The following is a 21,012-nucleotide window of genomic DNA, read 5'->3' as shown; positions in this document are numbered from 1 at the left end:
CGGCGCCCGGCCGGGCGCACCGCCACGCTTCCCGCAGGTGAACGAATGTGCGAGGACGACGAGTTCGGGTAGGGTATCCGGTGCGGTTGAGACACCAGCCGTAGTGCCAGTGAGGACGCGTCCCGACGACGCGTCCCTACGTCAGTGCTACGCAGTGTTCGCCGCGTCCGGCGTCGACCGCTGCGTATCCCCGACCGAGGCAGACCGGAAGTCGGTGTAGGAGACAGCGCAAGCGATGAGGGTGCTCGATCACCAGCAGTGCGAGACGGCCCGCAGGCGGGCGGTCTCGCACTCCCACATTCTCGACGGCCCGTTCGGCCGGATCGCCGCGTCCTGGTTCGGGGCGCCGGTGCCGATCGTCGACGCCGACCGCATCCGGCTCGAGGCCGCCCACGGGCTGGGCGGGGCGCGGCAGATCCGCCGCGCTCCCGGCTCGTGCGCCGCACCGATCCTCTCCGACCGCCCGGTGGCCGACGCCCGCCTCGTCGCCGAACTTTCGGAATCGATTCTTGCACGGGCGCAGGACGACATCGCCCTGCTCACCGCAGGTATACCCCGTTGACTCCGACCCCCGGGATCGGACCCGCTATCGCACAGGAGGACAGTGTCTTGCATGATGGACAGATGAACGAAGCGACTTCCGAACAGCCGATCATGGCCGTTTCCCAGGCGTGGAGCGGCGACATCGCGGTGCTGTCGGTGGCCGGTGACGTGGATCTGGTCAGCGCCCCGCAGCTCGAGGAGGAAGCTGTCGCCACCCTCGGCAACGACAAGTGCCGGGGCCTGATCGTGGACCTCGGTGCAGTCAACTTCCTCGCGTCGGTCGGCATCGCCGTGCTGGTCGACCTGTCGAAGAAGACCGCCGGCACGACCCCCTACGCCGTCGTCGCGCAGGGTTCGGCCACCGCCCGGCCGCTGTCGCTGCTCGGCCTGGACGAGGTGTTCCCGATCCACAGCCGCCTGGACGAGGCGCTGGCCGCTCTGCAGGCCGACAAGGCCGGCACGGAGGCATGAACCGCCGCGGAGGCACGAGTCGGTCGGGTCGCGCCGGCTCGACCGGACCGGTGTGTCCGGGGTGGAAATCCGGCGGGGACCCGTCGACGACGAGGGAACGAGGATGCAGGCGCGAGGCGTAGCACCGGCCTTTCTGACGACGGGACTGTACTTCCGCGGCGTACGGGCCGAGGCCTCGCAGGTGACGATGCTGCGGCAGGCGCTCGACCGCTGGCTCAGCGGCTTGCGGCTCGCCGAGGTCGGCGGCCAGGACGTGCTGCTGGCCAGCTACGAGGCGCTCGCGAACGCCGTCGAGCACGCGTACACCGCGGATGACGGTGACGGCACGGTCGACCTCGAAGCGAAGTACTCGCCGCAGGACCGGTGTGTGGAGGTCGTCGTCACCGACCACGGGCACTGGCGGGGTTCGGCCACGCCGGCGGCCGATAGCTCCCGGGGGCACGGCCTGGCGCTGATCCGGAATCTGGCCTCGGATACCGACCTGGCCGTCAACCCCGACGGCACACAGGTGGCGATGCGCTGGCAGTTGCCGGGGAAGACCTCGGCGGCCACCGGCTGACGCGAGTCGCCCGGGCGGCACGCTGCCCACGAACGGATTCCGGCCCCGGCGCTTCGCGCGCCGGGGCCGGAATGCACTCCGGGAGAAGTCAGGCAGGCTGCGGGTGTCGGCGAAGGGCGGCGTCGCCGCCCGAGGCGAACACCGAGGTGCATACGGTCCCGAGGGGGACCGGGACGTCCCGGGCCGGCGAGGTCCCCGCACCGACCGGCAGGTCGTGCTCGGCGAGTGCCTCGAGGATCCGTGCGGGGGCGTCGTGCACGCAGACGCACGGAACGCCTGCGGCGCGCACGGACTGCATCGTCATCGCCTCGGCCGCGGAGCACGCGCCGTCGAGCACCTCCTCGGCGACGATCGCGCACACCACCCGGCCTCCGGCGAAGGTATCGGTGAGTCCGAATCCGTGCTCACGTGCCCACGTCCGCAACTCGGCCCCACGGGCGCCGTCGAGCACCCGGGAGCAGTCGCCGACGATCAGCAGTTCGCCGGCCGATCCCCCCTCGATCGATCCTGAAGTCATCTGATCCCCTGCTTTCCGCATCGACGTCCTCGACCTCATGCGCGCCCGGTGCCCGCCGACTGCTCGTCGGTGCGTGGTTCGGCGAACATCGCCTCGATACGGCGCTTGATCTCCTCGGTGCTCATGGCCGAGCCGGCAGTGGCCGAGGCGCGGCGGGAGGCGGCGGAGGCGAACAAGGTGGTCTGCATGACGTTTCTCTGTCCTAACTCTCTTCAGCGCGTGCTGCTTTCACAGTGGCATCCAAGTCTTCCCGGAGCACAGGTTTTCGAAACCTGTAGCAGAGATTTCACATTTCCTGGTCCGTTCTGTCCGGATCCGGCTCGGCATCCCGTTCGGTCACGGCCCGTGCGCGTCGATACCCGGATTCGCCTGCGAGGCCGCGCGAATGTCGTACTGTGATAGCTGTCACACAGAGTCGGCAGGTGTCGACGTGCCGACCGACCTCTCGGAGGTACGAATGTCCACCACCGAAATGCAGGAACTGCACCGCACCATCGGTCACCTGCGGCACTGCCTGACCTCGCTCCGGTCGCGGTACGGCGACGCCGCCGCCGTACGTCGTCTGGTCAACGACGTGGACCGGCTCGACATCGACGCGCAGGACCTGGCGGCCTCCCCGCCGCGGGAGGCGTCCCGGCCGGTCGGCGAGCGGATCCCGATCCCCGACACCCCGTACGACGAGATCTTCCGCGGCGTCGACTGCGACGACGAGGGGCTCGGCGGCCTGCACGGCTCGCGGTGAGCGCGCCCGCGGCAGGCACCGGCGTGCGCTCCGCGACGCGGGCCCGGATCGCGGCGCGCACGCTACGCACCGACCGGTGGTGGCAGCCGCCCCTGCTCACCACACTCGGACTGGCCGTCTTCGTCGTCTACGCGACGATCCGGTCGTTCGTGCGCACCGCGTACTGGGTGGAGGAGTACCACTACCTCACGCCGTTCTACTCCCCGTGCGTCAGCGCGTCGTGCGTGCCCGGTGCCCGGCACTTCGGCACGTGGGTGGGTGAACTGCCCATGTGGATCCCCCTGGCGTTCCTGTCGCTGCCGTTCCTGCTCGGGTTCCGGCTGACGTGCTACTACTACCGCAAGGCCTACTACCGCTCGATCTGGCTGGCGCCGCCGGCCTGCGCCGTCGCCGAGCCGCACGCCCGGTACACGGGGGAGACGCGGTTGCCGCTGCTGATCCAGAACTCGCACCGCTACTTCTTCTACGTCGCGCTCGTCATCTCGGCGATCAACACCTACGACGCGATCCTCGCGTTCCACGGTGCCGGGGGCGGGTTCGGGTTCGGGCTCGGCAACATCGTCCTGGTGGTGAACGTCGTGCTGCTGTGGGCATACACCGTCTCGTGCCACTCGTGCCGGCACGTCACCGGCGGCCGGCTCAAACACTTCTCGAAACACCCGCTGCGCTACCGGGTCTGGACGTTCGTTTCCAGGCTCAACACCCGGCACATGCAGCTGGCGTGGACCACGCTGGGCACCCTGATGATCACGGATTTCTACATCATGCTCGTGGCGAGCGGCACGGTTTCGGACCTGCGGTTCGTCGGCTGAGCCACGACGCCGGCCCGGGCGCCTGCCGCGGGCGGTTCGGCAGCAGAGGAGGACTGGATGGCGGACGTCGAACGGCACAGCTACGACGTGGTGGTCATCGGCGCGGGCGGGGCGGGGCTGCGTGCCGTCATCGAGGCGCGTCAGCGCGGACTGCGGGTCGCAGTCGTGTGCAAGTCGCTGTTCGGCAAGGCGCACACCGTCATGGCGGAAGGCGGGTGCGCCGCCGCGATGGGCAACGCCAACCCGCACGACTCGTGGCAGGTGCACTTCCAGGACACCATGCGCGGAGGGAAGTTCCTCAACAACTGGCGCATGGCCGAGTTGCATGCGCGCGAGGCCCCCGACCGGGTGTGGGAACTCGAGACCTACGGTGCGTTGTTCGACCGCACCCCCGACGGCCGGATCAGCCAGCGCAACTTCGGCGGTCACACCTACCCCCGGCTCGCGCACGTCGGCGACCGTACCGGGCTCGAGCTGATCCGCACGATGCAGCAGAAGATCGTGTCGCTCCAGCAGGAGGACTACGCCGCCACCGGCGACTACGACGCGCGGGTGCGGGTGTTCGCCGAGTGCACCGTCACCGAACTGCTGAAGGACGACGAGGGCCGCATCGCCGGTGCGTTCGGGTACTGGCGCGAGTCCGGCCGGTTCGTGCTGTTCGAGGCCCCCGCCGTCGTCCTCGCCACCGGCGGGATCGGCAAGTCCTGGAAGGTCACGTCGAATTCGTGGGAGTACACCGGCGACGGTCATGCGCTCGCGCTGCGGGCCGGGGCCGCTCTGATCAACATGGAGTTCGTCCAGTTCCACCCCACCGGGATGGTGTGGCCGCCCAGCGTCAAGGGCATCCTCGTCACCGAGGGGGTACGCGGTGACGGTGGGGTGCTGAAGAACTCCGAGAACGAACGGTTCATGTTCTCCTACATTCCGCCGGTGTTCAAAGGTCAGTACGCCGAGACGGAGGAGGAGGCCGACCGCTGGTACACCGACCAGGAGAACAATCGCCGCACCCCGGACCTGCTGCCGCGCGACGAGGTGGCCCGCGCCATCAATTCCGAGGTCAAGGCCGGTCGTGGCACCCCGCACGGCGGGGTGTTCCTCGACATCGCCTCACGCATGCCCGCCGAGGAGATCGTCCGGCGGCTGCCGTCGATGCACCACCAGTTCAAGGAACTCGCCGACGTCGATATCACCGCCGAGGCGATGGAGGTCGGCCCCACCTGCCACTACGTGATGGGCGGGATCGAGGTCGATCCCGAGACCGGGGCCGCGTCCGTGCCCGGCCTGTTCGCCGCCGGCGAGTGCTCGGGCGGGATGCACGGGTCGAACCGGCTCGGCGGCAACTCCCTGTCGGACCTGCTGGTGTTCGGCCGGCGCGCCGGTCTCGGCGCCGCCGACTACGTGCAGGGCCTCGGGCACCGTCCACGCCTCGCGGACGCGGACCTCGTCGCGGCGGCGCGTACGGCGCTGGCGCCCTTCGATCCCGCCGAGCCCGCGACGGCGGAGAACCCGTACACCCTGCACACCGGGTTGCAGCAGTGCATGCAGGACCTGGTGGGCATCATCCGGCGCGCGGACGAGATCGCCCGCGCCCTCGACGATCTCGCTGCGTTGCGGGCACGGATCCGCAACGTCGCCGTGGAGGGGCACCGGCAGTTCAATCCCGGCTGGCACCTCGCCCTGGATCTGCGCAACATGCTGCTCGTGAGCGAGTGCGTGGCCCGGGCGGCGTTGCTGCGCACCGAGAGCCGGGGCGGGCATACCCGCGACGACCACCCGTCGATGGATCCGAACTGGCGCCGGACGCTGCTGGTGTGTCGCACGGACGACGGCGACGGCTCGATCCCGGATGTCACCGTCGCGCCCGAACGTCAGGTGCCCATGCGTCCGGACCTGTTGGCGCTGTTCGATGTCGAGGAACTCGCCAAGTACTACACCGACGACGAACTCGCGGAACATCCGGGACGGAGGCCGTAGCCATGGGCTACCGAGCGGCATTCAGGATCTGGCGCGGCGACGACGGGGGCGGCGAACTGCGCGACTACACCGTCGAGGTGAACGAGGGGGAGGTCGTTCTCGACATCGTCCACCGGCTGCAGGCCACCCAGGCTCCCGACCTGGCGGTGCGATGGAACTGCAAGGCGGGCAAGTGCGGGTCCTGCTCGGCGGAGGTCAACGGCCGTCCGCGGCTGCTGTGTATGACCCGGATGTCGGTCTTCGCGGAGGACGAGGTGGTCACCGTGACCCCGCTGCGCACCTTCCCGGTGATCCGGGACCTGGTCACCGATGTGTCCTTCAACTACGCCAAGGCCCGGGAGATCCCGGCGTTCGCGCCCCCACCCGACCTGGCGCCGGGGGAGTACCGGATGCGGCAGATCGACGTGCAGCGGTCGCAGGAGTTCCGCAAGTGCATCGAGTGCTTCCTGTGCCAGAACGTCTGCCACGTGGTGCGCGACCACGAGGAGAACAAGGAGGCGTTCGCCGGACCCCGGTACCTGATGCGGATCGCCGAACTCGAGATGCATCCGCTCGACGTGGCCGACCGGCGCACCGCCGCCCAGGAAGAGCACGGACTGGGGCTGTGCAACATCACCAAGTGCTGCACCGAGGTGTGCCCGGAGAACATCCACATCACGGACAACGCGCTGATCCCGATGAAGGAACGCGTCGTCGACCGTCGCTACGACCCGATCGTCTGGCTCGGAAACAAGCTGTTCCGGCGCTGACCGGTCCGGCCGAATGTCACATGCGTTCAGTTGAACCGCACCGGTGTGACATTCGGTCCGGGCGCCTCGGCGCCGCCCGCGTGCAACCGGGTGCGGATGCCGTCGACGAACAGGGTCAGGCCGAAATCGAAGCGCACGGCCGGATCCCCGTCGAGCAGGTCGTCGTCCGAACCGGCCGCGGTCTCGGTGGCGACGTCGGGGGAGACGGGCTTGCGGGTCAGCGCCCCGAGTTCGGCGAGTTGCAGGCGGGACTGTTCGTCGACGGTGTGGCCGAGGACGTAGTGCAGCAGCGCGTATCCGGCGAGCTCGGCGTGCGCCCGGGACAACCGGGCCCGGAGCCCCGCCGCGACGAATGCCTCGCGCACCCGCGCAGTGGTCAGGCGCGACGCGTAGGTCGCGGCGACGAGTTCCGCGCCGTCTCGGTGCGCGAGCAGTGCGGCGCGGAAGCGATGCGCGAGTTCGCTGAGGGCGCCGTCCCACGTGGACGCGGTGGGCGGGGCCGCGACGCCGTCGAGGATGCGGTCGGCCATCGCCCCGAGCAGGGTCTGCTTGTTCGGGAAGTGCCAGTACAGGGCCCCGGGCTGGACGCCGAGCGAGGTGGCGAGCTTCCGCATCGTCAGGTCGCCGAGCCCGTACTCGTCGAGGATCGCCATCGCGCCGTCGAGGACGTCGCCGCGTCGCAACTGCACCGTTCGCTCCCGTCTGGTTCCCGAGCATCCGTCGCGTTGACAGTAGACCACCGTCACCCTAGCCTGAACGTCGTTCAAGTGAACGGTGTTCAAGTGTGCCGCGACCCGCATCCTCCAGGAGACTCCCGTGACCCAGGCCCCCGCCCGTGCCGACATCCTCGCCCTCGCCCGCGAACAGGTCCTGGGGCGTGGCGAGGGACTCGACCGTGAGCAGGTGCTCGAGGTGCTGCGGCTGCCCGACGACCGGCTCGAGGACCTGCTCGGCCTGGCCCACGAGGTCCGCATGACCTGGTGCGGCCCCGAGGTCGAGGTGGAGGGCATCATCAGCCTCAAGACCGGCGGCTGCCCCGAGGACTGCCACTTCTGCTCCCAGTCGGGACTGTTCGCCTCCCCGGTCCGTTCGGCGTGGCTCGACATCCCCAGCCTCGTCGAGGCCGCCAAGCAGACGGCCAAGACCGGCGCGACCGAGTTCTGCATCGTCGCCGCCGTCCGAGGGCCCGACGCGCGTCTGATGGCTCAGGTCGCCGCCGGTGTCGAAGCGATCCGCAACGAGGTCGACATCCAGGTGGCGTGTTCGCTCGGCATGCTCACCCGGGAGCAGGTCGACCAGCTCGCCGCGATGGGAGTGCACCGCTACAACCACAACCTCGAGACCGCCCGCTCGTTCTTCCCCCAGGTCGTCACCACCCACACCTGGGAGGAGCGGTGGGAGACGCTGCGGATGGTCCGTGAGGCCGGGATGGAGGTGTGCTGCGGCGGCATCCTGGGCATGGGGGAGACGCTCGAGCAGCGCGCCGAATTCGCCGCCGACCTGGCCGCCCTCGAACCCGACGAGGTGCCCCTGAACTTCCTCAACCCGCGCCCGGGCACCCCGTTCGGGGACCTCGAGGTCCTGCCGGCGGCGGAGGCGCTCAAGGCCGTTGCCGCCTTCCGGCTCGCGCTGCCGCGCACCATCCTGCGCTTCGCCGGCGGCCGCGAGATCACCCTCGGCGACCTCGGCGCCAAGCAGGGCATCCTCGGCGGCATCAACGCCGTCATCGTCGGCAACTACCTCACCACCCTCGGCCGGCCCGCCGAGTCCGACCTCGACCTGCTCGGCGAGCTGAAGATGCCGATCAAGGCGCTCGGCGAGACCTTCTAGGAGGCCGGTGTGTTCAATCCGTTCACCGGCCGGCCCGTGGACGAGGACGCCCCGGTCCCGGCCGCGGCCCGGCTCGGTCTCGAACCGCCCCGGTTCTGCGAGCAGTGCGGACGGCGGATGATCGTGCAGATCGCCCCCGACGGCTGGTGGGCCCGGTGCTCACGGCACGGGATGCTCGATTCGAGCCTGACCGAACGTCGCTGAGACGGGGGCCGGCCGCCGGCGGGCACGGTCGCAGCGCGTCCGCCGGCGGCCGGACCCGGCTCAGTCGAGGATGGCGGTCGCTTCGACTTCGACGAGCACATCCGGCTCGAACAGGTAGTCCACGCCGACGAGGGAGGCCGGCGGCACCGGCACGGGCAGCCCGATCTCCTCGGCGACCTGTTCGAGGCCCGCCATGAAGTCGGTGATCTTCTCCGGTGCCCAGTTCGTGACGTAGAAGGTCAGCCGCAGGACGTCGCCGAACCCCGCCCCCGCACCGGCCAGTCCGGTTGCGGTGTTCCGCAACGCCTGGGCGACCTGTCCCGCCAGATCGCCGGGTGAGACGGGGGTGCCGTCCGCGAGCCGGGCGATCTGGCCGGCGACGTGGACATGGCGGGTGCCCGTGCCGACGGCGACGTGGTGGTACGGGGTGGGCTGGGTCATGCCTTCGGGGGTCAGGTATCGAACGGTCATGGGGTGCTCCTCGCTCATCGATCCGAACAGGTATCACAGTGATACTTGGTCTCCGAAGGTCACTTCAACGAGACTAGGTGTCGTGCGCGATACCACCTCGGACGCCCTCGGTGCACTCACGGTCACCGCACCGCATCGTGAGCTGCTCGATCAGATCCTCGACAAGTGGTCGTTGGCGGTGTGCAACGAGCTGTGCGAGCGTCCGAGCCGGTTCAACGAGCTGCGGCGCGCGATCCCCGCCGTGACGCAGAAGTCGCTGACCGCGACCCTGCGTCGACTCGAACGCAACGGCATCGTCGAGCGCACGCTCCTCAGTTCCCGCCCGGTCGCGGTCGAATACCGGATGACCCCGCTCGGTAAGACGCTCCGCCCGCCGGTCGACGTCCTCCTCGCGTGGGCCGACGCGCACCTGCCCGAAATCGACGCCGCCCGCGCGCGCTTCGATGCGGAGTCGGACCTCGCCTGAGGCGCCGCGTCCGGGGCTCGCGGAATCGGGGTGCGCGCGAACTCCGGGTGCGATCCGGGACGCCGTGCGGCGGGCCAGGGCGGATCGCCCCCGGGTGCTGACCCCCGCCCCGCCGGGTCCACCCGGGCGCCGGCACCGGTCAACCCGGCGGGCGCAGGGCGGCGAACTCGTCGGTGACGCGCAGGCGCGACTCGGTGAAGCGGAACAGCGCGGGAGGCCGGCCGCCGGCCCGGCCGGACGGCGCGGTGGTGCCGGTGGGGGTCAGGACGTCGCGCCGCTTGAGCACGCGCTGCAGGTTCGTGGCGTCCACCTGGTATCCGAGTGCCGCGCAGTAGATCTCGCGCAACGTGGACATGGCGAACTCGGCCGGGGCCAGCCCGAAGGCGATGTTGGTGTACGACAGCTTGGCGGCCAGGCGGGTGCGCGCGTTCTCGACCATGATCCCGTGGTCGAAGGACATCGCCGGCAGGTCCGAGACGGGATGCCAGGCGGTGTCCCCGGGTAGCCGGGGATCGGAGGTGATCGGCACCAGCCCGAGGTACGTCGAGGCGATCGTGCGCGGTCCCGGCACGCGGTGCGGATCGGAGAACACCGAGAGCTGCTCGAGGTGCGCCACCTCGCGCACGTCGACCTTCTCGGCCAGCTGGCGGCGCGCGGAGGTGGTGAGGTCCTCGTCGTCGCGGAGGCGGCCTCCGGGCAGCGACCAGGTGCCCGCCTGCGGGTCGAGGGCACGCTGCCACAGCAGCACTCCGAGCTCGGTCTTCGTGCCCCCGTGGGTGTCCGGGAATCGGCGGACCTGGAACACGACGATGAGCACTTCGTGAAGGGTGCTACCATGTGTCATGTTTTCGATCCTAAGTCGAAAACCACCGAATACGGAAATCCGGGCACAGCCCGCCCGGTGCACGGCGAAGGAGCAGGCCATGACCACTACGACGTGGGCGGGCGCACAGACCCCGATCCAGGACGGACCCGCCGGTTACACGGGCGTCGAGGCGACCCCGGAATGGGCCGAGGAGGTCCGGCGACTGGCGCGTGAGCGCAACGCCACGTTGCTGGCGCACAACTACCAGCTGCCCGCCATCCAGGACGTTGCCGACCACGTCGGCGACTCCCTCGCCCTCTCGCGCATCGCCGCCGAGGCCGAGGAGGACACCATCGTCTTCTGCGGCGTGCACTTCATGGCCGAGACCGCGAAGATCCTCAGTCCCACCAAGACGGTCCTCATCCCCGACGAGCGGGCCGGCTGCTCGCTCGCGGACTCGATCACCGCCGAGCAGTTGCGCGAATGGAAGGCCGATCATCCCGACGCGGTCGTCGTGTCGTACGTCAACACCACCGCCGAGGTCAAGGGCCTGACCGACATCTGCTGCACCTCCTCGAACGCGGTCGACGTCGTCGCCTCCATCGACCCCGACCGCGAGGTGCTCTTCCTGCCCGATCAATTCCTCGGCGCCCACGTCAAGCGCGTGACCGGCCGGCAGAACATGCACATCTGGGCGGGCGAGTGCCACGTGCACGCCGGGATCAACGGCGACGAACTCGCCGCCAAGTCCAAGGCGCACCCCGACGCCGAGCTGTTCGTCCACCCCGAGTGCGGCTGCGCGACGTCCGCGCTGTACCTCGCGGGCGAGGGCTTCGTCGCCGACGACAAGGTCAAGATCCTGTCGACCGGCGGCATGCTCGACGCGGCCCGCGCCACCGGCGCGAAGCAGGTTCTCGTCGCCACCGAGGTGGGCATGCTGCACCAGCTGCGCAAGGCCGCACCCGGAGTCGACTTCCAGGCCGTCAACGACCGCGCGTCCTGCCCCTACATGAAGATGATCACCCCGGCCGCGTTGCTGCGCTGCCTGCAGGAGGGCAAGGACGAGGTCCACGTCGACCCGGCCGTCGCCGAGCGGGCGCGGCAGTCGGTGCAGCGGATGATCGCCATCGGCAACCCCGGCGGCGGGGAGTGATCATGTCCTCCGGTGTCGGCGCGGCCCGAGCGGAGCGGCAGGACACGATCCGCTGGGAGGCCCGCGCCGACCTCGTGGTGGTCGGGGGCGGCGTGGCCGGCCTCACCGCCGCCCGCGCCGCGTCCCGGCGCGGACTGCGGGTACTGACCGTCAGCAAGGGCGGCCCCACCGACACCGCCACCCAGTACGCGCAGGGCGGCATCGCCGTCGTCGCCCCGGGCCCGGCGGATTCCGTGGACGCCCACGTCGCCGACACGTGCGCCGCCGGTGCCGGTCTGTGCGACGAGGCGGCCGTGCGGTCCATCGTCTCCGGCGGCCAGGATGCCGTCGCCGCGCTCACCGACCTCGGCGCCGTGTTCGACCGCGGCCGCGACGGCGGCATCGCCCGCACCCGCGAGGGCGGGCACAGCACCCGGCGCATCATCCACGCCGGCGGCGACGCCACCGGCGCCGAGATCCAGCGTGCCCTGGGCGCCGCCGGCCTGCCGGTGCTCTTCGGGGCCACCGCCGCCCGCGTCCTCACCGACGACGGTGGAGTCACCGGGCTGCTCGTCCTCGACGGCCGGGGCCTCGGTGTCGTCCACGCCCCGGCCGTGCTGCTGGCCACCGGCGGTCTCGGGCAGCTGTACGCGTGCAGCACCAACCCGGCCGGCGCCACCGCCGACGGGATCGCGCTGGCGCTGGACGCCGGCGCCGCCGTCGCCGACCTCGAGTTCGTGCAGTTCCACCCGACCGTGCTGTTCGCGGCCGGATCCGTCGGCCGCCGCCCACTCGTCAGCGAGGCCGTGCGCGGCGAGGGCGCACGCCTCGTGGACAGCGCCGGCCGCTCGGTCACCGCCGGAGCGCATCCCCTCGGCGACCTCGCACCGCGCGACGTCGTCTCCCGTGCCATCGCCACCCGGCTCGCCGAACTCGGCGACGACCACGTCCTGCTCGATGCGCGGCACCTGGAGGGATTCGCGCGGCGGTTCCCGACCGTCACGGCCTCCCTCGCGCAGGTGGGCCTGGACCCGGCTCGGGACCTGATCCCCGTCGCCCCGGCCGCGCACTACTCGTGCGGTGGGGTCGTCACCGACGTGTACGGCCGCACCGGCGTTCCGGGGCTGTACGCGGCGGGGGAGGTCGCCCGCACCGGCCTGCACGGGGGCAACCGGCTCGCCTCCAACAGCCTGCTCGAGGGCCTCGTCGTCGGCGAACGCGCCGGCGTGGCAGCGGCCGAGGAGCGCGGGGGACTGCGCGTCGAGACCGCCGACGCCGACCTGCCGGCGCGGCCCCGCGCGCCCCGGGCGGCGTTGCAGCAGCTGATGACCCGGCACGCCTCCGTCGTCCGCGATGCGGCCGGACTCGCCGTCGCCGGGGCGAACCTCGCTGCCGCCCCGACCGACCGGTGCGCCGACGCGCCGGCACTCGAGGACGCCGCGCTCACCGTCGCGGCCCGGGCCCTGACCCTCGCGGCCGGCGCCCGGACCGAGAGCCGCGGATGCCACACCCGTTCGGACCATCCCGGCACCGACCCCGCCCAGCGTCGCAGCCTCGAGACGCGGCTCGATGCGGACGGCGAGATCACGCTGCACACACCACAACTCACAGGAGCGCACTGAATGGCCAGTACCGAGCTGCCCGCCGGACTCGATCGGGACGAGACGCTCGCGCTGGTGCGCGTCGCCCTCGACGAGGACCTGCGCTACGGCCCGGATGTGACCACCGACGCCACGGTGCCCGCCGATGCCGTGGCCACGGCATCGGTGGTGCCGCGCAGCCCCGGCACCGTCGCCGGGATCGACATCGGTCTGCTGGTGCTCGACGAGGTCCTCGGCGCCGGCACCTACGAGGTGCTCGACCGTGCCGTCGACGGGCACCGCGCCGAGGCGGGGGAGACCGTCCTGACGGTGCAGGCACCCACCCGGGGCCTGCTCACCGCCGAGCGCACCATGCTGAACCTGATGTGTCACCTGTCCGGCATCGCCACGGCCACCGCTCGGTGGGTGGACGCCGTCGCCGGCACCGACGCGAAGATCCGCGACAGCCGCAAGACCCTGCCCGGCCTGCGCGCGCTGCAGAAGTACGCGGTGCGGGTCGGTGGTGGGGTCAACCACCGGATGGGTCTCGGCGACGCCGCGCTGATCAAGGACAACCACGTCGTCGCCGCCGGTTCGGTCGTCGCGGCGCTGCGGGCCGTGCGGGCCCAGGCCCCCGGCCTCGAGTGCGAGGTGGAGGTCGACAGCCTCGAGCAGTTCGACGAGGTGCTCGCCGAGAACGTCGAGCTGATCCTGCTCGACAACTTTCCGTTGTGGCAGACGCAGATCGCGGTGCAGCGGCGTAACACCCACGCGCCGCGGACTCGCCTCGAGTCCTCCGGGGGCCTGACCCTCGACGTGGCCGCGGACTACGCCCGCACCGGCGTCGACTACCTCGCCGTCGGCGCGTTGACCCATTCGGTGAGCGTCCTCGACCTCGGTCTCGACATGTGACGCCACGCCGAGCCGCGCGTGGCGCCGGCCGCGCCGATCGCGTACAACTGGCTACGTATCCGCCGCCGTGAGGCACCTCACGGCGGCGGCGCGCGTCCGGCGGGTCACAGGGGGCCCACCACGAACGAGTTCCCCGGCGGGGGAGCGGAGAGAGTTCGCATGCGTCTGCCGATGGCACCGACCGACTCGATGTTCCTGCTCGGCGAGTCGCGCGAACATCCCATGCATGTCGGGGGACTGATCCTGCTGCAGCCGCCGCCGGGCGGCGACGCCCGTACCCTGCGCACCTTGTTCGACGCGGCCCTCGCCCGTGACGACGTGGCGTCCCTGTGGCGCCGACGAGCCGTCCGCTCGCTCACCACCTTCGGGATGTGGGCGTGGGAGGACGATCCGCACTTCGATCTCGAGTACCACGTCCGGCGCGACGCGCTGCCGCAGCCCGGCGGGAACGCCGAACTGCGCGCGCTGGTGTCCCGGCTGCACAGCACCCTGCTCGACCGCAGCCGGCCGCTGTGGGAGATGCACCTGATCGAGGGTCTCGCCGACGGCCGGTACGCGATCTACACGAAGATCCACCACGCCCTCGCCGACGGGGTCGGTGCCATGCGGCTGCTGCACCGGGCCCTGAGCGCCGACCCGGACCGCACCGACATGCCGGCGCCCTGGTCGCCCTTCCCGTCCCCGGACCCGGTGCACTCCGCGGTGGGGACCGCGCTCGACCTGCCGGGCGTGACGGTGCGCGCCGTGCGCGGCGTGATCGGCGAGACCGTCGGGATGGTGCCCGCCGTGGTCGGGACCGTGGACCGGGCCCTGCGGGGCCGAGGTGGCGCGATGTCGCTCGCGGCGCCGCGCACGATGTTCAACGTCTCCATCGCCGGTGGCCGCCGCTTCGCCGCGCACGACTGGTCGCTGGTGCGGCTGCGGCGCGTCGCCGAGGCGGCCCGCGCCACCGTCAACGATGTCGTTCTCGCGATGTCCGCGGGAGCACTGCGCGCCTATCTGCTCGAACACGAGGCCCTGCCCGACGATTCGCTCGTCGCGATGGTGCCGGTCTCGCTGCGGCGGGAGAAGACCACCGAGGGCGGCAACGACGTCGGCGTCCTGATGTGCCCGCTGGCGACCCACCTCGACGACTCGGCGGCGCGCCTGCTCGCCGTCAGGGACGCGATGGTCGACGGCAAGCAGTCCCTGCGGGGCCGCTCCCAGACGGCGCTGCTCACCGTGAGTGCCCTGGGCATGGCACCGCTTGCGGTGGGGGTGCTCACCGGCAACCGGGCCGTGGTCCGCCCGCCGTTCAACGTGATCGTCTCCAACGTGCCCGGCCCGACCGAGCCGCTGTACTGGAACGGTGCCCGCGTCGACGCCCTGTACCCGCTGTCGGTGCCGGTCGACGGGCAGGCCCTCAACATCACCTGCACCAGCACCGACGACCGGATCGCCTTCGGTCTGACCTCGTGCAGCCGCAGCGTCCCGCGGCTCGATCGTCTCCTCGGGCACCTCGACGACGAACTCACCGCACTCGAACGCGCCTTCGGGGTGCCGGCCGCCGGCCACGATCGGTCGGGCTAGGCTCGCCGGCGTGACTTCCTTCGAGCCCGCCGTCGTCGCGGCCGTGACCCGGCACATGAACGACGACCACGCCGACGACAACCTGCTGGTGGTCCGTGCGTTCGCCGAACCCACGGCAGACGTCGCGCGCATGACCGGCGTGCACACCGAGTTCGGCGAGTGGGTCGCCGAGGTGGGCGGCACCGAGACGACGGTGCGGGTGCCGTGGCTCGAACCCGTCGCCGACCGGGCGGGGATCCGTACCGCGGTCGTCGCCCTGTATCACGCCGCGTGCGAGCGGCTCGGCGTGCCGCCGCGACAGCACTGACCGGACGCTAGGCCGCGGTGGCCGTGCGGCGCACGGTGGCGAGGAACGCGGCGGCAGCGAAGAACAGCCCGGAGAACACCCGGCCGGTGAGGCGCTGCTGGTGTGGCGAGCGCATCAGCGTCAGCACCCGTGCCGCCAGACCCGTGTATCCGGTCATGACGATCATGTCGACGGTCACCATGGTCGCCGCGATGATCAGGTACTGCTGCAGCAGCGGAGCCCCGGGATCGAGGAACTGCGGCAGTACGGCCAGCATGAACACCACAGCCTTCGGGTTGCTCGCGTTGATCAGGAAGCCGCGGGCCACCAGGACCGGTGCCGAGCCGAGACCCGGCGCCGCGTCGGGGGTGACCTCGGTGGGCCGCGTGCGCCACTGGCGCACTCCCAGATAGACGAGGTAGGCGACGCCGAACCACTTGATCACCGTGAAGGCGGCGGCGGATCCGGCGAGGATCGCGCCGACGCCGGCGGCGACCACGACGATCTGCAGCAGCAGGCCGAGTTGCAGTCCGACGATGTTCCACCAGCCGCGCCGCAACCCGTGGGCGAGGCCCGAGGACATCGATGCGATGGCGCCGGCGCCGGGGGAGAGGCTGATCATCCAGGACGCGCCGAGCAGGGCCACCCAGGTCTGCCAGGTCATCCCGCCATGCTACGACCGGGCCGGGCGGGTCATCTCGGCACCGGTGCCGGCACCGGCACCGGCCAGGGCTCGCCGGTGACGGCCCGGTAGGCGGCGACCCCGTCGGTCGGGCGGCGCATCAGATCCGGATCGGTGCGCACGTCGACGGTGTAGAGGCCGAAACGTGGTGTGTAGCTTCCCCACTCGTAGTTGTCGGTGATCGACCAGTAGTTGTATCCGAAGACGGGGGCGCCGTCGGCCGCGGCTCGGCGCACCCGGTCGACGTGCTCACGCAGGTGTCGCGCCCGGGTCCAGCCGTCGGCGCGGGGCGCCCCGTCGGCGGTGGGCATTCCGTTCTCCACCACGTACAGCGGCAGCCCGGGGTAACGGTGGGTGTAGTGCATCAGCGCCTCGTACATCCCGTCGGGATGCGGAACGATCGAGGCGAAGTCGTCGGTGAGCGCGTGGATCGCGCTCGGGTTGTCCACCGTGGCGCCGTAGTAGTAGTCCAGGCCGAGGAAGTCGAGGGTGTCGCGGACCCGGTCGACGAACAGCGTGTCGAGTCCGGTCTGGACGCCGGGTATGTATGCGGTGTTCGACGTCACGCGCGCCCCCGGATCCAGTTCGTGGATCCGGGCATAGACGGCGCGGTGCGCGACGACCAGGGCGTCGAACATGCGCGGGACGTCGCCGGCGGTGAGCCCGCCGAAGGCGAGTTCCTTCTGGACGTAGATGGTCGGTTCGTTGATCGTCACCCACATCACCCCCTGCCCGGCGTACCGGGCGACGACCCGCTCGGCGTTGGCGAGCCACGCCTCGATCGTGGCGGGATCGCGCCAGCCGCCGCGGTCGGCGATCCAGCCGGGGTACACCCAGTGGTCGAGGGTGATCATCGGGATCATGCCGTGCCCGCGCACCGCCGCGACCACGTCGTCGTAGTAGCGCAGTTCGGTCTCGTCCCAGTCGTGTGGGGTGGGTTGGATGCGGGACCACTCGACCGAGAACCGGAACACGTCCACCCCGAGGCCTGCGGCGGCGGCGATGTCCTCCCGGTAGCGGTGCCGGAAATCCACCGACGTGCCGACAGGTTCGCGGGTGCGGCCCGCCGCGGCGTATCGGGTCCAGTTGCTGTCCGGCGGTGAGCCTTCGGACTGGAAGCCCGAACTCGACACGCCCCACAGGAACCCGTCTGCCGGGGCGTGGGCGGGCGGCGCCGGCCCCGCCGCGGCGGGGGTTGCGACGACGACGGCCAGTACCACCGCCACCGCGGCCCTCGAGGCCACCGCGACCGCGGCCGCCCGGACTGCGGTGGCGGAGATCCTCATCGGGAGTGCGCGGCGATCCGGGCAGCGAGCCGTGGCCACAGGTCCGCGAGGGCGCGCCGGCCGACGAACAACCCGAGGTGGCCGGCATCGACCTCGTGCACCGTGATGTCACCCGCGGGGGTGCGCACCTGGTCGGCGAGGGCGAGGACCTGTCCCGGTGGCACCACGAGGTCCTGTCGACCGAGGACGATGTGCACGGGGCACTCGACGGCGGTCAGGTCCACCGTGCCGGCAGCGGTGGTGACGGCGCCGGCGACGAGGCCGTTGCCGATGAACAGGTGCTCGAGGATCCACGTCCGGAACGCCGCAGGGATCTCCTGCCGCCACAGGAACCACCGGCGTTCCTCGATCGCCTGGGCGAGGGTCTCGGGGTCGTCGAGCAGACCCAGCAGTTCGAGGCTGCGCTCGATCTCGCTCACCGGGTCGGTGGGCAGCACCCCGAACAGCCGGCCGGTGTCGTACCACAGGTTCAGCACGGACGTGGACACCGCGCGGGGCAGGTGGTCGAAGGCGACGGCAGCGGGACGGTCGGCGTGGAAGTCGATCGGCGCCCCCGCGACGGTGAGGCTGTGCACGGTCTGCGGGTGCAGGGCGGTGTGCATCGCCGCGAGCCAGCCGCCCTGGCTGCCGCCGATCAGGTTGACCCGACCGCCGAGCATGTCGACGGCCTCGGCGAGGACGGCGAGATGGTCGTCGAGGGAGGCGCTGTCGGTGGCCGGACCGGCGGGTGCCCAGTCCAGGCAGTACAGCCGTGTCAGCCCGCCGCCGCGCAGGGCCTGGACCTGACTGCGGTCGGAGGAGAGATCGACGATGCACGAGTGCGACCCGGACTGCGGCGGCAGCAGCAGGGTGGGTACGGCTTCCGGTTCCGGGGCGTCGGGGTCGCTGCAGTCACGCAGCCGGGCGAGCGGCCAGGAGTGTGCGACGGGCCACGGATGCGCCCAGTGCGGCGGTTCGCGGTCGGTGAGCGCCCGCCACCAGTCGGCGATGTCGGTCGCGACGTCGAGTGGATGCGCGCCGCGCCGGGTCAGGGTGGCCAGGTAGCTGCTCCAACCGGCGATCGCCGCCGCCCCCAGACGGAACGGGGCGGCGGCGATCGCGACGGTCTGCAGGGCATCCATGGGGTTCATTGAACCGGCGCCCGGCGTAGTGGTACGGCTTCTCCGTCGCGATCGCGACGGAAAAGACGCACAATCGATCACTTGAGGAGATCGCGGGCGGTGGTGGTGACCGTGGCGGTCAGCTCCCGGGCGAAGGAGACCTGCGCCTTGGTGAGGTCCTCGACCCAGCCGACGGGGCTGGCGGAGGCGAGCTTCTCCTGCAGGTCGAGCAGGCTCGACACGGCGCGCTCGTAGGTGTCGACGGTCAGGTTGCCGCTCTGCTTGGCGGCGTCGACGACCTTGTCGTTGAACTCGCTCAGGCGGGCGGCGCTGTCGTCGAGGGCCTTGGTGAACTCGGCGGTGGCCTGGTTGGCGGCGGCGGTGGCCGACTCGGCGATCTTCTGAGCGGCGGCGGTGGCGTCCGCGGTGGCCTTGGCAGCGGCCTCGTTGGCCTTGGCGGCGTCGGCGGTGGTCTTGGCGACGGCGGCGTCGACCGGGGTCTTGGCGGTGGTCATGGCGTTCCTTCCGTTCGAGTGTGCGACAGCGCCTCGGAGGACGCTGTTAGCAGGTTAGCAGGATGATTGCTAACGGGCAAGTCCTCAGCTGAAGACGTACGTACCCGGAGCATCCTCGAGCGGGGGATGGGCGGTACTCCCCATGGCCGGCGGCGCCACCAGTTCCCCGGCGCGCTTGTTCGACCACGCCGTCCAGTCCTCCCACCACGAGTGCTCGTAGCGGGTGGCGGCCTCGTCCCAGACCTGCGGATCCGCGGGCAGGGGGGTGCCGGACTCGGCGTCCGGCGCGCCGACGGCCTTGAACCACACCCGCTTGCCCGGGGGGTTCACCGCACCGGCGACGTGCCCGCCGTTGGTGAGCACGTAGCGCACGTCGCCCCCGAGCAGGTTCACCGCCTGGTACGACGACGTCCAGGGCACGATGTGGTCGTTGATCGCGCCGACGACATAGGTGTCACACGCGATGTCGTGCAGGTTCAGCGGCTGTCCGTCGAGCACGTAGAGGCCCTCGGCGAGCTCGTTGCGGCCGTAGAGCGACCGGAGGTAGTGCGAGTGCATCTCCGCGGGCATGCTCGTGCTGTCCTCGTTCCACGCGAGGATGTCGAAGGCCGCCGGCTTCTCGCCCTTCATCCACCGCGAGACCCAGTAGTTGAAGACGAGGTCCTTCGCGCGGATCATGTCGAAGCTGCCGGCCATCTCCTTGCCGGACAGGAAGCCCTGCTGCCGCATCCGGAACTCGACGAGGTCCAGCGTCGCCGGGTCGGTCAGCAGACCCAGTTCCCCGACCTGGCTGTAGTCGAGCAGCGTGTTGAGCATCGTGAAGGCGCTCACGCGCTTGTCGCCGACGGCGAACGCGCGCGCGGCGGCCATCGCGGCCATCGCGCCGCCGAGGCAGATGGAGAGCACCTCGATCTTCGGCGAGCCGGTGATCTCCTCGACCACGTCCAGCGCAGTGGCGATGCCGTCGACGTAGTAGTCGTCCATCGTGATGTGCCGCATCGACTCGTCCGGGTTCCGGTACGAGATCATGAACACGGTTCGGCCGTGCTGGACCGCCCATTCGGCGAGGCTCCGGCCGGGCGCGAGGTCGAGGATGTAGTACTTGTTGATCCAGGGCGGTGCGGCCAGGATCGGCACCGCGTGCACCTGCTCGGTCTGCGGCGCATACTGGATCAGCTCGATCAGGTCGTTGCGGAAGACCACCTTGCCGGGTGTGGCCGCGAGGTTCTCGCCGACGGTGAACGCGTCCGAATCCACCTTCAACGGCAGGCCGCCGCGGTTGAGGATGTCGTGCGCGGCGTAGCGGGCGCCGCGCAGCAGGCTCGCCCCGCCGGTCTCGAAGGCGCGGGTGAGCACACCGGGATTCCACAGGAAGTTCGACGGCGCCAACGCGTCGAACATCAGGTTCGCGAACTGGCGTGCCTTACCGTCCTGCAGCGGATCGCCGGAGCCGGCCTCGGTGAGTTCCTCGACGTAGGCCCGCGTGGCCAGGTAGCTCTGCAGGAGCGAGAAGTACGCGGGGTTCTCCTGCCACGCGGTGTCGGAGAAGCGGCGGTCCCGCGGGTCGACCGGCATCGGTGCGTCGGGATCGTTCGCGTTGAACACGCGGGTGGCCGCGGCCGGGATCTTCGCCAGCCGGCCCGCGTACTCCGCCGTCGCGGCGGTGACGGCCTGAGGGTTGCGGACCGCGCGTCCGGCCACCGACGTCACTGCGGGACCCCAGCCGATCGGGTCCAGGGTCGACTTCAACTTCTTGTGCACGTGGTCGAGCAAGGGACATCTCCAGACGAGGAAGAGGGGTGTGTCC

General features: G+C 71.0%; 25 protein-coding genes. 15 read left to right on the top strand and 10 right to left on the bottom strand.

All coding sequences use genetic code 11. From position 1 onward, the window contains the following. Positions 1-235: 235 nt before the first annotated feature. From ACWPQI_RS13730 to ACWPQI_RS13720, 3 genes are all read left to right on the top strand, one after another. The gene (locus ACWPQI_RS13730; protein ID WP_010595237.1) at positions 236-562 is read left to right on the top strand and encodes a hypothetical protein; all 327 of its coding nucleotides are present in this window, start codon (positions 236-238) and stop codon (positions 560-562) included. A gap of 62 nt (positions 563-624) precedes the next feature. Next, a complete protein-coding gene (locus ACWPQI_RS13725; RefSeq protein WP_003935836.1) occupies positions 625-1,014 on the top strand; it encodes an STAS domain-containing protein in 390 nt (129 codons plus the stop codon). A 103-nt stretch (positions 1,015-1,117) separates the two neighbouring features. Beyond that, positions 1,118-1,573, top strand: coding sequence for an ATP-binding protein (locus tag ACWPQI_RS13720; RefSeq protein WP_051009393.1), 456 nt, complete (start codon positions 1,118-1,120; stop codon positions 1,571-1,573). A gap of 88 nt (positions 1,574-1,661) precedes the next feature. Here the strand turns inward: ACWPQI_RS13720 and ACWPQI_RS13715 are convergent, their stop codons facing one another. Next, complete coding sequence (locus tag ACWPQI_RS13715; RefSeq protein ID WP_010595239.1) at positions 1,662-2,090, bottom strand: hypothetical protein; 429 nt, start codon at positions 2,088-2,090, stop codon at positions 1,662-1,664. A 35-nt stretch (positions 2,091-2,125) separates the two neighbouring features. Then, entirely contained in the window at positions 2,126-2,278 is a 153-nt protein-coding gene (locus ACWPQI_RS13710; protein WP_017681412.1) for a hypothetical protein, read from the bottom strand. 269 nt (positions 2,279-2,547) lie between these two features. On the opposite strand from ACWPQI_RS13710, the gene ACWPQI_RS13705 reads away from it, so the two are divergent. The 4 genes from ACWPQI_RS13705 to ACWPQI_RS13690 are packed head-to-tail and all read left to right on the top strand — an operon-like array spanning position 2,548 to position 6,367. Continuing rightward, positions 2,548-2,832 (top strand): hypothetical protein, encoded by a 285-nt coding sequence (locus tag ACWPQI_RS13705; protein ID WP_003935832.1) that lies wholly within the window; start codon positions 2,548-2,550, stop codon positions 2,830-2,832. After that, the gene (locus ACWPQI_RS13700; RefSeq protein WP_010595241.1) at positions 2,829-3,644 is read left to right on the top strand and encodes a hypothetical protein; all 816 of its coding nucleotides are present in this window, start codon (positions 2,829-2,831) and stop codon (positions 3,642-3,644) included. Before ACWPQI_RS13705 ends, ACWPQI_RS13700 begins: the two co-directional genes overlap by 4 nt. Before the next feature lie 57 nt (positions 3,645-3,701). Further along, positions 3,702-5,618 (top strand): fumarate reductase/succinate dehydrogenase flavoprotein subunit, encoded by a 1,917-nt coding sequence (locus ACWPQI_RS13695; RefSeq protein WP_474738379.1) that lies wholly within the window; start codon positions 3,702-3,704, stop codon positions 5,616-5,618. Between the two features lie 2 nt (positions 5,619-5,620). Beyond that, a complete protein-coding gene (locus tag ACWPQI_RS13690) occupies positions 5,621-6,367 on the top strand; it encodes a succinate dehydrogenase/fumarate reductase iron-sulfur subunit (RefSeq protein WP_010595243.1) in 747 nt (248 codons plus the stop codon). A 26-nt stretch (positions 6,368-6,393) separates the two neighbouring features. On the opposite strand, the gene ACWPQI_RS13685 is transcribed toward ACWPQI_RS13690, so the two are convergent. Then, on the bottom strand, positions 6,394-7,056 hold the full coding sequence (locus ACWPQI_RS13685) for a TetR/AcrR family transcriptional regulator C-terminal domain-containing protein (RefSeq protein ID WP_010595244.1): 663 nt from the start codon (positions 7,054-7,056) through the stop codon (positions 6,394-6,396). A gap of 127 nt (positions 7,057-7,183) precedes the next feature. Here ACWPQI_RS13685 and bioB point away from each other — a divergent pair, with 127 nt between their 5' ends. After that, entirely contained in the window at positions 7,184-8,197 is a 1,014-nt protein-coding gene (bioB, locus tag ACWPQI_RS13680; RefSeq protein ID WP_026137926.1) for a biotin synthase BioB, read from the top strand. A 9-nt stretch (positions 8,198-8,206) separates the two neighbouring features. Next, positions 8,207-8,401: a biotin synthase auxiliary protein BsaP gene (gene bsaP / locus ACWPQI_RS13675; RefSeq protein WP_017681415.1), complete on the top strand. Its 195-nt coding sequence runs from the start codon at positions 8,207-8,209 to the stop codon at positions 8,399-8,401. A gap of 60 nt (positions 8,402-8,461) precedes the next feature. On the opposite strand, the gene ACWPQI_RS13670 is transcribed toward bsaP, so the two are convergent. Then, positions 8,462-8,872 carry a RidA family protein gene (locus ACWPQI_RS13670; protein ID WP_017681416.1) on the bottom strand — a complete coding sequence of 137 codons (411 nt, stop codon included), beginning with the start codon at positions 8,870-8,872 and terminating at the stop codon, positions 8,462-8,464. An 82-nt stretch (positions 8,873-8,954) separates the two neighbouring features. Here ACWPQI_RS13670 and ACWPQI_RS13665 point away from each other — a divergent pair, with 82 nt between their 5' ends. Further along, positions 8,955-9,338 carry a winged helix-turn-helix transcriptional regulator gene (locus ACWPQI_RS13665; RefSeq protein ID WP_010595247.1) on the top strand — a complete coding sequence of 128 codons (384 nt, stop codon included), beginning with the start codon at positions 8,955-8,957 and terminating at the stop codon, positions 9,336-9,338. A 139-nt stretch (positions 9,339-9,477) separates the two neighbouring features. On the opposite strand, the gene ACWPQI_RS13660 is transcribed toward ACWPQI_RS13665, so the two are convergent. Next, positions 9,478-10,182, bottom strand: coding sequence for an NUDIX hydrolase (locus ACWPQI_RS13660; RefSeq protein WP_010595248.1), 705 nt, complete (start codon positions 10,180-10,182; stop codon positions 9,478-9,480). Between the two features lie 79 nt (positions 10,183-10,261). On the opposite strand from ACWPQI_RS13660, the gene nadA reads away from it, so the two are divergent. The 5 genes from nadA (at position 10,262) to ACWPQI_RS13635 (ending at position 15,643) form a co-directional block, all read left to right on the top strand. Next, positions 10,262-11,296 carry a quinolinate synthase NadA gene (gene nadA, locus ACWPQI_RS13655; RefSeq protein ID WP_010595249.1) on the top strand — a complete coding sequence of 345 codons (1,035 nt, stop codon included), beginning with the start codon at positions 10,262-10,264 and terminating at the stop codon, positions 11,294-11,296. 2 nt (positions 11,297-11,298) lie between these two features. Continuing rightward, on the top strand, positions 11,299-12,897 hold the full coding sequence (locus tag ACWPQI_RS13650) for an L-aspartate oxidase (protein WP_342661206.1): 1,599 nt from the start codon (positions 11,299-11,301) through the stop codon (positions 12,895-12,897). Next, complete coding sequence (gene nadC / locus ACWPQI_RS13645) at positions 12,898-13,767, top strand: carboxylating nicotinate-nucleotide diphosphorylase (protein ID WP_010595251.1); 870 nt, start codon at positions 12,898-12,900, stop codon at positions 13,765-13,767. Between the two features lie 159 nt (positions 13,768-13,926). Next, positions 13,927-15,336, top strand: coding sequence for a WS/DGAT/MGAT family O-acyltransferase (locus tag ACWPQI_RS13640; RefSeq protein ID WP_040272575.1), 1,410 nt, complete (start codon positions 13,927-13,929; stop codon positions 15,334-15,336). Between the two features lie 10 nt (positions 15,337-15,346). Then, positions 15,347-15,643, top strand: coding sequence for a DUF2470 domain-containing protein (locus tag ACWPQI_RS13635; RefSeq protein ID WP_010595253.1), 297 nt, complete (start codon positions 15,347-15,349; stop codon positions 15,641-15,643). Positions 15,644-15,650: 7 nt separating this feature from the next. Here ACWPQI_RS13635 and ACWPQI_RS13630 read toward each other — a convergent pair whose 3' ends face one another. The 5 genes from ACWPQI_RS13630 to ACWPQI_RS13610 all read right to left on the bottom strand — a co-directional run bounded on the left by ACWPQI_RS13630 (position 15,651) and on the right by ACWPQI_RS13610 (position 20,978). Continuing rightward, on the bottom strand, positions 15,651-16,286 hold the full coding sequence (locus tag ACWPQI_RS13630; RefSeq protein ID WP_040272571.1) for a LysE family transporter: 636 nt from the start codon (positions 16,284-16,286) through the stop codon (positions 15,651-15,653). A gap of 29 nt (positions 16,287-16,315) precedes the next feature. After that, on the bottom strand, positions 16,316-17,590 hold the full coding sequence (locus ACWPQI_RS13625) for a family 1 glycosylhydrolase (RefSeq protein WP_040272569.1): 1,275 nt from the start codon (positions 17,588-17,590) through the stop codon (positions 16,316-16,318). After that, entirely contained in the window at positions 17,587-18,711 is a 1,125-nt protein-coding gene (locus tag ACWPQI_RS13620; RefSeq protein WP_432794098.1) for an esterase, read from the bottom strand. Before ACWPQI_RS13620 ends, ACWPQI_RS13625 begins: the two co-directional genes overlap by 4 nt. 77 nt (positions 18,712-18,788) lie before the next feature. Next, entirely contained in the window at positions 18,789-19,205 is a 417-nt protein-coding gene (locus ACWPQI_RS13615) for a hypothetical protein (protein WP_010595257.1), read from the bottom strand. Between the two features lie 84 nt (positions 19,206-19,289). Next, positions 19,290-20,978: a PHA/PHB synthase family protein gene (locus tag ACWPQI_RS13610; protein ID WP_017681423.1), complete on the bottom strand. Its 1,689-nt coding sequence runs from the start codon at positions 20,976-20,978 to the stop codon at positions 19,290-19,292. Between the last annotated feature and the right edge of the window lie 34 nt (positions 20,979-21,012).

The organism is Rhodococcus sp. LMD (genome assembly GCF_056108245.1).
The sequence above is the reverse complement of the archived record's forward strand: the minus strand, read 5'-3'. Positions and strand labels throughout refer to the sequence as shown.

What these genes read in the sequence shown, in the direction of transcription:
- ACWPQI_RS13730 (WP_010595237.1), top strand. Translation starts at nt 236, where the DNA reads ATGAGGGTGCTCGATCACCAGCAGTGCGAGACGGCCCGCAGGCGGGCG.
- ACWPQI_RS13725 (WP_003935836.1), top strand. Translation starts at nt 625, where the DNA reads ATGAACGAAGCGACTTCCGAACAGCCGATCATGGCCGTTTCCCAGGCG.
- ACWPQI_RS13720 (WP_051009393.1), top strand. Translation starts at nt 1,118, where the DNA reads ATGCAGGCGCGAGGCGTAGCACCGGCCTTTCTGACGACGGGACTGTAC.
- ACWPQI_RS13715 (WP_010595239.1), bottom strand. Translation starts at nt 2,090, where the DNA reads ATGACTTCAGGATCGATCGAGGGGGGATCGGCCGGCGAACTGCTGATC.
- ACWPQI_RS13710 (WP_017681412.1), bottom strand. Translation starts at nt 2,278, where the DNA reads ATGCAGACCACCTTGTTCGCCTCCGCCGCCTCCCGCCGCGCCTCGGCC.
- ACWPQI_RS13705 (WP_003935832.1), top strand. Translation starts at nt 2,548, where the DNA reads ATGTCCACCACCGAAATGCAGGAACTGCACCGCACCATCGGTCACCTG.
- ACWPQI_RS13695 (WP_474738379.1), top strand. Translation starts at nt 3,702, where the DNA reads ATGGCGGACGTCGAACGGCACAGCTACGACGTGGTGGTCATCGGCGCG.
- ACWPQI_RS13690 (WP_010595243.1), top strand. Translation starts at nt 5,621, where the DNA reads ATGGGCTACCGAGCGGCATTCAGGATCTGGCGCGGCGACGACGGGGGC.
- ACWPQI_RS13670 (WP_017681416.1), bottom strand. Translation starts at nt 8,872, where the DNA reads ATGACCGTTCGATACCTGACCCCCGAAGGCATGACCCAGCCCACCCCG.
- ACWPQI_RS13660 (WP_010595248.1), bottom strand. Translation starts at nt 10,182, where the DNA reads ATGACACATGGTAGCACCCTTCACGAAGTGCTCATCGTCGTGTTCCAG.
- nadA (WP_010595249.1), top strand. Translation starts at nt 10,262, where the DNA reads ATGACCACTACGACGTGGGCGGGCGCACAGACCCCGATCCAGGACGGA.
- ACWPQI_RS13650 (WP_342661206.1), top strand. Translation starts at nt 11,299, where the DNA reads ATGTCCTCCGGTGTCGGCGCGGCCCGAGCGGAGCGGCAGGACACGATC.
- nadC (WP_010595251.1), top strand. Translation starts at nt 12,898, where the DNA reads ATGGCCAGTACCGAGCTGCCCGCCGGACTCGATCGGGACGAGACGCTC.
- ACWPQI_RS13640 (WP_040272575.1), top strand. Translation starts at nt 13,927, where the DNA reads ATGCGTCTGCCGATGGCACCGACCGACTCGATGTTCCTGCTCGGCGAG.
- ACWPQI_RS13630 (WP_040272571.1), bottom strand. Translation starts at nt 16,286, where the DNA reads ATGACCTGGCAGACCTGGGTGGCCCTGCTCGGCGCGTCCTGGATGATC.
- ACWPQI_RS13625 (WP_040272569.1), bottom strand. Translation starts at nt 17,590, where the DNA reads ATGAGGATCTCCGCCACCGCAGTCCGGGCGGCCGCGGTCGCGGTGGCC.
- ACWPQI_RS13620 (WP_432794098.1), bottom strand. Translation starts at nt 18,711, where the DNA reads ATGGATGCCCTGCAGACCGTCGCGATCGCCGCCGCCCCGTTCCGTCTG.
- ACWPQI_RS13615 (WP_010595257.1), bottom strand. Translation starts at nt 19,205, where the DNA reads ATGACCACCGCCAAGACCCCGGTCGACGCCGCCGTCGCCAAGACCACC.